This is a genomic window from Clostridium sp. 29_15 (genome assembly GCF_001916075.1).
GTDB classification, from domain to species: Bacteria; Bacillota; Clostridia; order Clostridiales; family Clostridiaceae; genus Clostridium; species Clostridium lentum.
In genome coordinates this window covers 14264-26841 of sequence record NZ_MNRT01000018.1, presented here as the reverse complement: position 1 = coordinate 26841, position 12578 = coordinate 14264, and the positions used below count along the sequence as shown (strand labels likewise).

12 protein-coding genes and 1 other annotated feature are annotated in these 12578 nt (G+C 30.4%); all 12 genes read right to left on the bottom strand.

Annotated elements, in window-relative coordinates:
• Window positions 1-4: 4 nt before the first annotated feature.
• The 12 genes from gap to BHW04_RS02495 all read right to left on the bottom strand — a co-directional run bounded on the left by gap (window position 5) and on the right by BHW04_RS02495 (window position 12543).
• Window positions 5-1018: a type I glyceraldehyde-3-phosphate dehydrogenase gene (gene gap, locus BHW04_RS02550; RefSeq protein ID WP_022211036.1), complete on the bottom strand. Its 1014-nt coding sequence runs from the start codon at window positions 1016-1018 to the stop codon at window positions 5-7.
• Between the two features lie 59 nt (window positions 1019-1077).
• Complete coding sequence (locus tag BHW04_RS02545; protein WP_302698764.1) at window positions 1078-2112, bottom strand: sugar-binding transcriptional regulator; 1035 nt, start codon at window positions 2110-2112, stop codon at window positions 1078-1080.
• 249 nt (window positions 2113-2361) lie between these two features.
• A complete protein-coding gene (locus BHW04_RS02540; RefSeq protein WP_302698762.1) occupies window positions 2362-3198 on the bottom strand; it encodes a DegV family protein in 837 nt (278 codons plus the stop codon).
• An 18-nt stretch (window positions 3199-3216) separates the two neighbouring features.
• The gene (locus BHW04_RS02535) at window positions 3217-3678 is read right to left on the bottom strand and encodes a tRNA (cytidine(34)-2'-O)-methyltransferase (RefSeq protein ID WP_022211033.1); all 462 of its coding nucleotides are present in this window, start codon (window positions 3676-3678) and stop codon (window positions 3217-3219) included.
• A gap of 254 nt (window positions 3679-3932) precedes the next feature.
• Window positions 3933-5360: a VanW family protein gene (locus BHW04_RS02530; protein ID WP_022211032.1), complete on the bottom strand. Its 1428-nt coding sequence runs from the start codon at window positions 5358-5360 to the stop codon at window positions 3933-3935.
• A gap of 217 nt (window positions 5361-5577) precedes the next feature.
• Window positions 5578-6519, bottom strand: coding sequence for a glycoside hydrolase family 25 protein (locus BHW04_RS02525; protein WP_022211031.1), 942 nt, complete (start codon window positions 6517-6519; stop codon window positions 5578-5580).
• Between the two features lie 195 nt (window positions 6520-6714).
• Entirely contained in the window at window positions 6715-7626 is a 912-nt protein-coding gene (locus tag BHW04_RS02520) for a D-alanine--D-alanine ligase (protein WP_302698759.1), read from the bottom strand.
• Window positions 7627-7765: 139 nt separating this feature from the next.
• A complete protein-coding gene (nth, locus tag BHW04_RS02515; protein ID WP_302631092.1) occupies window positions 7766-8407 on the bottom strand; it encodes an endonuclease III in 642 nt (213 codons plus the stop codon).
• A 15-nt stretch (window positions 8408-8422) separates the two neighbouring features.
• A complete protein-coding gene (gene queG, locus BHW04_RS02510; RefSeq protein WP_302698757.1) occupies window positions 8423-9403 on the bottom strand; it encodes a tRNA epoxyqueuosine(34) reductase QueG in 981 nt (326 codons plus the stop codon).
• A 6-nt stretch (window positions 9404-9409) separates the two neighbouring features.
• The gene (epsC, locus tag BHW04_RS02505; RefSeq protein ID WP_302698755.1) at window positions 9410-9958 is read right to left on the bottom strand and encodes a serine O-acetyltransferase EpsC; all 549 of its coding nucleotides are present in this window, start codon (window positions 9956-9958) and stop codon (window positions 9410-9412) included.
• A gap of 77 nt (window positions 9959-10035) precedes the next feature.
• Window positions 10036-10944 carry a cysteine synthase A gene (cysK, locus tag BHW04_RS02500; protein ID WP_022211026.1) on the bottom strand — a complete coding sequence of 303 codons (909 nt, stop codon included), beginning with the start codon at window positions 10942-10944 and terminating at the stop codon, window positions 10036-10038.
• A gap of 40 nt (window positions 10945-10984) precedes the next feature.
• Window positions 10985-11226: a binding site (T-box leader), on the bottom strand.
• Between the two features lie 63 nt (window positions 11227-11289).
• Entirely contained in the window at window positions 11290-12543 is a 1254-nt protein-coding gene (locus tag BHW04_RS02495) for a magnesium transporter MgtE N-terminal domain-containing protein (protein ID WP_022211025.1), read from the bottom strand.
• Between the last annotated feature and the right edge of the window lie 35 nt (window positions 12544-12578).

Below are 12578 nucleotides of genomic sequence, written 5' to 3'. Positions count from 1 at the left end.
AAAATTAAGCTAATTCAGCGAAGTATTTAATAGTTCTAACCATTTGGCTAGTGTATGAGTTTTCGTTGTCATACCATGAAACAACTTGTACTTGGTATAATCCTTCTCCGATTTCAGATACCATAGTTTGAGTTGCATCAAATAATGAACCGTATTTGATTCCGATGATATCTGAAGAAACTAATTCTTCTTCAGTGTAACCAAATGATTCATTTGAAGCAGCTTTCATAGCAGCATTGATTCCTTCTACTGTTACATTTTCACCTTTAACAACAGCAACTAATATAGTAGTTGATCCAGTTGGAACTGGTACTCTTTGAGCAGATCCGATTAATTTTCCGTTTAATTCTGGAATAACTAATCCGATAGCTTTAGCAGCTCCAGTTGAGTTAGGTACTATGTTAACAGCACCAGCTCTAGCTCTTCTTAAATCACCTTTTCTTTGAGGACCATCTAAGATCATTTGGTCTCCAGTGTAAGCGTGAATTGTTGACATTATACCAGATTGAATTGGTGCAAAGTCATTTAAAGCTTTAGCCATTGGAGCTAAGCAGTTTGTAGTACAAGATGCAGCTGAGATTATGTTATCTTCAGCAGTTAATATATCTTGGTTTACGTTGAATACAACTGTTGGAAGGTCATTTCCAGCTGGAGCTGATATAACAACTTTCTTAGCACCTGCTTCGATATGAGCTTGAGATTTAGCTTTTGATACGTAGAATCCAGTACATTCTAATACTACGTCAACACCAATTTCTCCCCATGGTAATTTTGAAGCATCTGCTTCAGCGTAGATTCTTATTTCTTTTCCATCTACAGTGATTGAGTTTTCTCCAGCAACAACTGTATCTCCTAAAGCGTATCTACCTTGTGCTGAATCATATTTTAATAAATGAGCTAACATTGATGGGCTTGTTAAATCGTTGATAGCAACTATTTCATACCCTTCTGCTCCAAACATTTGTCTAAATGCTAGACGTCCTATACGTCCAAAACCATTAATTGCAACTCTTACCATTACAATTACCTCCTAAATAATAAATATAATATATTTAAAATAAAAATTTTAAAACAACATTAATTTTGAGCTTTCATCAGTTCCACTATCTTATTTGCTGCTGCTTCATCAGTTACTAGAACTGCATTACTATCATTCATTTCAGCTGCTATTATAGCTTCTACTTTATTTTTTCCAGCTGCTACAGCAATATGTGTATTAATTTTTTTTGCATCATTTATTTTTATACCAATGGTAGTATTTTCAGATACAACTTTTGAATTTTTATCAAAATAACATCCATACGCTTCGCCTACTGCGCCATTTTTTTTAAGCTCTTCAATAAATTCTTCAGATGCTCCTCTTTTCCCTGCCATATGAATAGCATTTCCTATACCATATATAAGTATATCTGCTTTATGAATGCAATCTATGACATCTTTGATTTGCTTTTCTTTTAAAAGCCCATCTAAGACTTCTAAACTAACATTTTCCGGAATATGAAGCAATTTATAACTCCCATTAACTTTTTGTGCTAAGGCAGCTGCCAAAGTATTAGCTTGGCTTTCAACTTTTCTTCCCATTCCTCCTCTTGCAGGCAAAACAAGAACATTGGAGACATAATTTATTTTAGGGAAAGCTTCAACTAATTCCTTAACTGTACTTCCACCTGTAATAGCTATTATACTATCATCTTTAATAATATCTTTTACATAATTAGAAGCAGCTTTTCCTAATTCTTTTAATACATACGGATTACTTTCCACGTCTCCCGGAACAATTATTACATCTTTTAATCCTAAAGATGTTTTAATAAATTCCTCAACGTCGTTTAATCCTTTTATCTCATGCATAAAATCGTTTAATTGTTCTACTACTCTGATACCCTCTTCAGTAACAGTCATTCCCAGAGTATTTATCTCAATTAAATCCTGCTCTTTTAAAAAGTTAATCTCAGTACGCACAATTCTTTCACCTAATGAAAGTTCTGATGCTAAAACCCTTCTACCAATTGGCTGGTTGAAATATATAGTCTTTAAAATATTGTATCTTTTTTCTAAGATATCAACCAATTCAGGAACTATCTTTTTCTGAACTGATAATATTTCCTGCACTTTTAGCCCTCCTTTTGGTCTTAAAGCGTCCCACTTATAACTTTTTGTGTCCCGCATATATTATTATAAAACAGAATTTAGAATTTTTAAACCCTTTATAGTAAAATTTTATATATTTTTTTATTATCTAACTTCTTGTTTCTTTTATTAGAAGGCTAATCCCCATTTACCCTCTATATTTTGCCACGGTTATTCTAGATATATGTAATGTATTTTCTAACAGTATAAAAAAAGCCTCATGGCTTTTTTTTATTTTTCAAAGAAAAATATTCCACAAGGCTTAATTCCAGAGTGAATACCTACTGTACACCCTACTTTAGCATCTATATAATTTATATTTTTTTCTTGGAAGTATATCTTTAACCCTTGGTATACATCTTCATTTAAAAGTTCTAATAATACTATTGGCGAGTCAAAATCAACATCAGCACTTTCAAAATCTGATACTAATTTCTTTAAAGCCTTTTTACTTCCTCTAACCTTATCTTTAACAGACATTTTACCATCTTTTATTTCTAAAATTAGTCTTAAGCCTAACACACTACCTATTGTTCCTGCAGTTTTTGATAGTCTTCCACCTCTTACAAGGTTTTCTAATGACTCAAAATTTAATGAACACTTAACCTTAGGTATTGCTTTAATAATTCCCTCTTCAATTTCTTTTATTCCTAAACCTTTATCTCTAAGTTCACAAGCTTTTAATACTAATAATCCTAATCCTGATGTAACATTTCTAGAATCAATTACAATAATATCATCACTTTCTAACATATCTTTTGCTATACATGCTGATTGATATGTTCCACTCATGTCTGAAGATAATGTTAAGGCTACTATTTTATACCCTTCATCTAAATACTTTTTAAAACTTTCTTCAAATCTATTAGGAGTTACTTGAGCTGTTGTAGGTAAAACGCCTGTAGCATCAATTTTATCAATCATTTCCTTCGTGGTAATTTCTATACCATCTAAATAACTTTCTTCTCCAAAGTTTATTAATAACGGTAACACTTCAATGTCTTTTTCTCTTATAAGTTCTGCCGGTAAATCTAAAGTACTATCTGTTATAATTTTAATTTTTTCCATGAACAGTACCCCCATTTCTTATTTCATATTTGGAAAATCCATTTGTCTTAATGCTTCATAAGCTATTGTACACACTGTATTGGATAAATTTAAGCTTCTTGTACTAGTCTTTATCATTGGTATTCGTATACCTTTATGCGCATTATGCACTTCTTCTGGAACCCCACTTGATTCTTTTCCGAACATAATAAAATCTCCTGGCTTATAACTTTCTTCATTATAGAATTTTCCTCCATGAGTTGTAGCTAGAAATATTCTTTGTTCTCCATACTTAGCCATAAAATCTTCATAAGATTCATGCACTTCAAGCTTTAAGTCTTTCCAGTAATCTAATCCAGATCTTTTAACTGCCTTGTCATCTATGCTAAATCCTAAAGGCTTTATTAAATGTAAAACAGAATCCGTTAAAACACAAGTTCTAGCAATATTCCCAGTATTTTGTGGTATTTCTGGTTTATATAAAACTATATTTAAATTCAATGAATTCACCCTCCAAAAAGTAAAATGAAAGTCTCTTACTTTAATATATGTATGTATCTATCTATAAATTTTATAATACTATATGATTATTTATTAGTCAAAGCATTTTACAGAATGTTAATTTTAATTAAATTTATAATTTCTCTATTTAAGTCCTTATTAACAACAAAGAAAAAATGGTGCAAAAAACTCACCAAAATAAAAAATCGCTGTATGTATTAAACTTACAACGATTTTTTGTATAATTAATTATTTTAATTTTCTGTAGTAGTTGCTTTTTTAGTTCCTACTTTTACCACAGTATTCATTGGTGCATAATAATCTGATGAAATAAACTCTCTTGACACTTCAACACCATTTGAATATGTAACTAAATATGCTTTTGATCTATATCCAGCCATACCATTTACAGTTGTAACTCTACTTCCCTCTGCAAGTGTATTATCATTAACATATTCTGTAGTATAATCTAGCTTTTCTATAACTTCATTTACTAACTCATAAGTGTTGTTTCCAAAACTTTCTTTATTTCCATAGATATTAAATACTATAGTATTAGAAGTCATATATCCTTCAATATATATAGGGAAATCATATGTATTAACAAATCTGTAGTCTATCTCTCCTTCATAAACAGTTGCATCTAAGCTTGGCTCTGCATAACTTACCATCATTGAATGGTTATATCTTAATGAAGATTTTAAATTAGCTCTCATGGCAGCTCTATATAGTATAGTAGAAATATTACATACTCCACCACCATATTCTTGTACTACTTCACCAGCTACATAAGCTCCAGCTTGTTGATAACCATTTTCTGGTGTAGTTTTTCCTATTGCTTTATTATAACTAAATTCTTCACCTGGCATTAAAAGCGTTCCATTAACTGAATTTGTAGCTATCTTCATATTGTTAACTCTGCCAGTTGCGTTATTCACATAACTACCTGAAAAACTTGATACTACACCATTAATTTTTTGTAATTCTGCTGATGTAACCCTTGGTACATTTTCCTCAAGTTCAATAACAATAGCTTTTCCTGCAAAATTATCTGGAGAAATACTTTCTTTTATTTTATTAACTAATGCATCCACATCTATCTTCTTTCCAACAGTTTCATTAGAAATTGATATAGCACCTGCACTGATATTTATAGTAGCATCCTTTGGTTCAATCTTTACTGAATTATTTATTTCATTGGCAAATTCAATAATTTTACTTTCATCATAAACTAATACTGTTTTCATTTGATGATTTACTCCATTTTTAATCATTGAATTTTTTTCAAATAACCCTTCACCTTTTCCATAAGCTAATGCTTCCTTAACAATACCATCAACATCTATTGATGAATCTATGTCATTATAGCTTAATTGAAAATTCTGCTCTCCTACCATAACATCTATTACTTTATTATTAATTTGCGTCATTAATTGTGATTCTAAAGTTGTCTTAGCTTCTTCAGCAGTCTGTCCTGATAAATCCACACCATATATGCTTACTCCTGAATAAATCCTATTATCCCAAGAAGCAACTTTAGTTTTTATACTAAATATATACCCAATAGTTGCAGCTAAAATTATTACTAATACGGAAGCAGTACAAATTATAATTTTCCTTTTATCAGTTATAAACTCACTGAATTTACTTTGATCTTTAGATTCTATATTATTCTCTTGCAAACAATATACCTCCCCCATCTTTCAATAATACGAAATACTATAAAAAATGTATTTTTATAGTACTTTTACTATTATAGTATATTATTTTGTCTAAAACAACAATGAAAACTTTCCATGTGTTATGTGAATTCAATGCAAATGTAAAATATACTTTATTTTATTGTTATATTCAAAACAGCATAAAAACCACCTGAAACAGATGGCTTTTATTAAATAATTATACTTTAACAGTGGCTCTTTTTACAGAAACTTCACCATCTTGATCAAATGCTTCTATAGCTATAGAAATATTTCCCTTTACTGTGAATGGTAACTCATTTATTCCAATTGAAAAACTAGTATCATTTGCATCTACTGTTCCTATCCAATAACCATTGGCAAATATATTGTAACCAAGCAAATCAAAGTCTGCATTTTGAATCCAGCTTATATTTATTACATTACCTTGTCTGCTGGCTTGTAAGCCTTTAACCACATCTGGTGGTGTTAATAAGTCTATGTTGTTAGGCCCCCAGTTTGCATCTACTTTATTGCTTATACCTGCAACTGTTGCACTTTCACTATATTGCCATATTCTCCACCTTGTCCATCCTCCTACATCTGGCGGTACTTTAGGATTTCCAGATATAGCAGTATATAAAGCTATCCAAAGAGGCATATTTTTTAGAGGATATCCTCTGCCTTCAATATAAAAATTATTATATAACTGTACAAAAAATACTCCTGTATAAAGCATAAGTCTTCTTCTAGTGGACTTTTCAAATCTCTTCCTAAATCTATCAATCCAATTAATTAAAGCTGTAGTAGAAATAGATTTATCTGTAGGTGTTTCTACATCTACTACTGGAAATAAATCTCCATAATCACCATCACCAAATCCTTGTTGCAATACATTAATAAAACCATCGCATTGAGCATCTGCTGTATTCAAATCATAGCTAGGCACTGCAAAATGATATGCTCCTACAGGAATACCATAATTTCTTGCCTTAGAAGCAAAATCAATAAACTTTCTATCAGTTCTAAATCTCCCTGAAGCTGATCCTGATGATCTTAGATATAAAAAATCTACCGTCCTTGCCAAAACTGCAAAATCTACTCCCTGAGTATACTCATTTATATCTATACCAAAAAGACTTTTATCAGTTCTATTTTGCATAGCTCCTCCGTACATAAAATTTCCTTACTTTATAGCTTATTAATATTTTTCAAAATAGTTTCCTATTTGGTAATAAAAATCTTTTATTAGTGAATTTAAAACGTACCTCAATCTTCTGCTATTAAAAAAGAAGCAGTTACACTATTTAATGTAATTGCTTCCTTAACATCTTAACTCACCAATCTTCTTAACATTCTAAACTGCTCTATTTACCTTTAAAGATGTTTCTATTATTAAATCTAAGAACTCTGAAAAGCTATATCCTTCTCCCTTTGCACTTTTAGGGAAAAGACTTGCAGCAGTCATTCCTGGAAGTGTATTAACTTCTAATATATAAGGAGTTCCTTCTTTATTAACTATCATATCTATCCTTGAATAAACTTCACACTTAAGTGCTTTATAAGTTTTTAATGCCATTTCTTTAACTTCTTTATATAAATCTTCTTCAAGTTCCACAAGCACTTCATCTGCTCCATTCTCTGAGTATTTTTGTGTATAATCAAAAAAATCACTTTTTGGCTTTATTGCTATAACCGGAAATAGTTTATTATCAAATACTGGACAAGTAATTTCATTTCCATCAATAAACTCTTCTATCATAACTTCTGTATCCCACTTTAATCCCTCTTCTACAGCTTCTTGTACCTTTTCTTTATCATATATCTTAAAAGTAGCAACACTTGAACCACCATTAGTTGGCTTTATAAATACTGGATAACCAATATTTTCTATTGCCTCATAATCTATTTCCTCTACTGATTTTACATTAAGCCATCTTGCAGTTCTTATACCATTAGCCTGTAAAACTGTCTTTGTCAAATCTTTATCCATACATAAAGCAGAAGTTAATGGTCCACATCCTGAATATGGTATATCTAAAGTCTGTAATACTGATTGAACAGTTCCATCTTCACCAAACTTACCATGTAATGCTAATAAAGCAAAATCTAAATCCTTTACTTTATTTATTATATCTACCTTTTCATCAATAACAACTGGTATTACCTCATATTTATTTTTATCTATATTTTCAATAATTGATTTTCCACTTTTTAAAGAAATTTCTCTTTCTGAGGATATTCCTCCCATGATTACTCCAACTTTCATCAAAACTACCTCCATATTATAAAGTTAAACAATGCATATATTTCATTAACGCACTTAACTAATTATATCATTATCTATATCTAATTAGAAGTTTACATAAATATAAAACTCTACTACATAAAAATATAGAGTTTTATATTTATTTTAATTTCTTTTTATTTTCTTTATAATATCTACATCTAGATGTAAATGGACATTCATCACATTTAGGATTTCTAGCTGTGCAACATCTTCTACCATGAAAAATAAGTAAATGATGTGTAAGACTCCACTCCTTTTTAGGAAGCTCTTTTTGTAGTTGTTTTTCCACTTCTAAAACATCATCTGAATCTGCCAGTGCAAGCCTATTGGATACTCTAAAAACATGTGTATCCACTGCAATAGATGGCACATTAAAAGCATTAGATAGCACTACATTAGCAGTCTTTCTGCCAGCACCAGCCAATGTCACCAGTTCTACCATAGTATCTGGTACTTCTCCATTATATTTATCTTTAAGTTGGTTACACATAATCATTAAATTCTTTGCCTTATTTCTATATAAACCAATTTGTTTTATATGATCTTCTAGTTCATTAATAGACATGGTAAGAAATGTATCAACATCTGGATATTTTTTAAATAATGTCTCTGTTACTTCATTTACTTTTTTATCAGTAGTTTGTGCTGATAATATTGTTGCCACCAATAACTGAAAAGGTGTTTCATAATTCAATTCACATTTTGCATCTGGATACATTTCCTTAAGCTTTTCTAATATAAATTTTGTCCTTTGTTTCATAATTAATCACTCCAATTATTTCTTCTTTAAAATTTCAATATAATTATTTATATACGGAGATGGCCCCTTAAACTCTTCAATATCATAATTTTCATTGTGCATTTTAATTATAGCATTTCTTCTTATAACATTCTTTCCTCGCCAGCCACAAGAAGTTTTAGCTATCTTTTCTTTAAATATTTTATTATCCATATTAGCAAACATATATGTGTCTTCATTCATATACTCTAATGTATTAAACTCTTCTAATACATTAATTTTTACACCTTCGTTATATGGACATTTAAGTTGACAAAAATCACAACCAAATACATTGCCTTTCAAAAGCTTAATCTCCTTATCATTTATATCTTTTTTCTGAGTAATGTATGAAAGACATATATTAGGATTAATTCTATTTTTATTTATTGATTTTGTAGGACATTCTTTTATACATATATCACATTTACTACATTCATCAAATTGCCTTATATCTTGAAAGCTTCTAACTTCATTGCATTCTATTTTTGCATTAGTTATTATTTCTCCTAAAAATACATATGAACCATATTTTTCAGTAATTATCATATTATTTCTACCAATAAAACCTACACCAGCTAAATATGCTATATATCTTTCAGGTAAATAATTACTATCAACAAAAGATATTGCTTCCCATCCTAAAGAATTTATGTAAATACATATTTTCTCTAAATACTCTTTTACTATTCTATGATAATCTCCTCTTTTAGTATATATAGAAAATCCATTATTATTTTCATTAACATCTTCATGATAATAAGGGAAAGCTATAGATATTATAGTTTTCCCATCTTCCATATAAACCTTAGGATTTATTCTCTTTTCAATTTCTTTTTCTTCAAATTCATTTTCTAAATTATTTTCTTTTCTATACTTATAGAATTCTACCAATTCTTCAAATTGCCTACATGGTATAAACCCCAGCGTATCTAAACCTAAAGAATTACAGTATCCTATGATTTTATCCTTTATCATGCTAAATCACCATAAATTATATATTTTTCCTTTTATTACGTTACGCTGGCTTATATCTATAATTGCATGACTTTCACTAGCCTTTACAATATTTCTAGCTGGAATGCCTACTGCTGTAGCACCTGCCGGAACATCTTTTAAAACCACCGAATTAGAGCCTACCTTACTATTATCTCCTATATTGATAGGTCCTAATACTTTAGCTCCTGCACCTATTACAACTTTATTTCCCACCGTTGGATGCCTCTTACCTTTATCTTTACCAGTACCCCCTAAAGTAACTCCATGATATAAAGTTACATCATCACCAATCTCTGTGGTTTCCCCAATAACAACACCCATTCCATGATCTATAAAAAGACCTTTTCCAATAATTGCACCAGGATGTATTTCAATCCCTGTAAAGAACCTTGACAATTGAGATACTATTCTAGCTAGTAAAAATAGTTTTTTATTATACAAAAAATGTGCAATTCTATAAGCAATTAATGCATGAACCGAAGGATATACTAAAAAAACTTCTATCTTACTTCTAGCAGCAGGATCATTTTCCATAATCCTGTTTAAACTTTAAATTATCAAACATTTCTTCTCATTCTCCTTTTTAGAAGTATATGCTGCTTATTTTTTACTTATCCGTATATTCCCATTGATATATATTTTTCTCCTCCATCTGGAGCAATGGCTAATACCTTCTTGCCTTCACCTTCTCTCTTAGCTATTTCCATAGCTGCATATACTGCTGCTCCTGATGATATACCAATTAGAACACTTTCTTTTTCTGCAAACTCTACAGCAGTTCTTATGGCGTCATTATCATCAACAGTCATCACTTCATCGATATATTTTCCTTCATAAATCCCCGGTATAAATCCTGCTCCAATACCCTGTATTTTATGAGCTCCTGGATTCCCTCCTGATATAACCGGTGAACTTTTTGGCTCTACAGCCACTACTTTTATATGTGGATTTAGCTCTTTTAATCTCTTTGCTATACCTGATACAGTTCCACCTGTTCCTACACCTGCTACAAATACATCTAAATCCTTTATATCTTCATATATTTCATTTGCTGTTGTTTCATAATGCTTTAATGAATTAGCAAAATTCTCAAATTGCTGTGGCATAAAGTATCCGTACTTTTCTACCATTTCTTCTGCTTTTTCAATGGCACCCTTCATTCCCCTTATGCCTTCAGTAAGAACTAACTCAGCACCATAAGCACTTATTAAGTCTCTTCTTTCCTTGCTCATTGTATCTGGCATAACTATTATCACCTTATACCCTTTCAACTTACCAATCATAGCTAATGCTATACCAGTATTACCACTTGTAGGTTCCACTATTACTGATCCTTCTTTTAACAACCCATCTCTTTCTGCAGCTTCAATCATACCAAGTGCTGCTCTATCTTTAACACTACCGCCTGGATTATACTTTTCTAATTTCACAAACACTTCCGCTGCATTTTCTACATTGAAATTATTTAACTTTAGCACTGGTGTCTTTCCTACTAGTTCTAAAACATTGTTATAAATCATACTATTTCCTCCTTTAAATATAAAAAACTTCGTCTCTAAACTTAGAGACGAAGTAATAATCGCGGTTCCACTCTAATTGAATTTTAAATCAATAAATTCCAACTCAAATACAGGTACAAATAATACCCTTTCGCTATAACGGACGATTACCGTAGAATCTTACTTATATTTCAGATTTAAACTCCAAAGTGCACTTCATATAAACTATAGGTGAAGAGATTCCAGCCCCCTCTTCTCTCTTAAACCATCATCTATACTACTTTTCTTTTTCATCGTTTTAATTCCGACTATTTAACTATCCTTTATATATTATTATATGACTTTGCTTTTAAATGTCAATGAAATCTATTTATTTTTTCTCTTCCAAATAGGATATAATATCTCATCAATTAAATCATGAGTATTCACAACACCTATAAGCACTTCATGTTCATCTACCACCGGAATAGACATTAAATCATATTTTGCACATTTTTCTATTGCCTCATCTATATCTAAGTCATATCTTAAAGCGTTAGTCTTTTCATTCATAATTTCCTTAACCTTTGTTTCAGGTTTAGTTAAAATTAAATCCTTTAATGAAACAACTCCTATGACTTCTTCTTTTTCATCTTTGATGAATATACTATTAAATTCATCATCTTCATATTCTGTTTCTCTTAATATTTCTATTATTTCACCTATAGTTATATCTAAATTAAAAGATATAAAATCTTTACTCATAATACTTCCTACAGTTTCATCTTCATATTGTAAAAGTTCTTTAACTTCCTTAGCATCTTCAGTTTCTAAGTTAACTAATATCTTTTCTCTTTCATCATCATCTAAATCATCTAAAATATCAGCTATTTCATCATTAGGCATATTTTCAAGAACTTCTGCAGCCTTTTCTTCACTAAGATCTTTAATTATGCTCCCTTTATACTCTGGTTCAATTTCCTCTAAAGTATCTGCTGCAAGGTCTTCATCCAATGATTCAAATACAAGCTTTCTTGAACTATCATCAAGCTCTTCTAAAATATCTGCTAAATCTGCTGGATGTAGCGTTGATAATTTCTTATAAGGAACAGCTATCTTTAAGTTATTGTTTATCATTTCCAATGATTCAACATCATCCCACATAAGAACTCTATCTTCATAATCTTTATTGATAACTTTATAAATAAATTTTCCTACGCCTTGGCATCCCATTCTTCTAAATTTAGCTAATGGTCCTGTTTCAACAGCTATTACCCTATATTCTCCTGCAATTTCAGCAAGCCTTAAATCATCAACTCTTACCACTTGCTTTCCATTTATATCCACTATTTTCTTATCTAATAGATTTTCAGATAATAGATATGAGTACGTTCTAGGTAAAATTTCTTTACTTCCTCTAGTAAGTATCTTTACCTTATTATCAGAAGCATAAAAATTAATGTTTCTAAATTCATAGTGAAAAGTAGACCCATCCTTCTTAACTTTATAGCCTATTACTCTTGGATATCCTTCATCTGTAGTTACATAGATATCCTTTAACTCACCTAAAACATCATCAAATTCATCATATATTTTTTTACCTAAAATATTTGTAAATAAAAATACTGACATTTTCTTCATAAAGCTTCCTCCTATATTATCAGAGGAGCTTATTT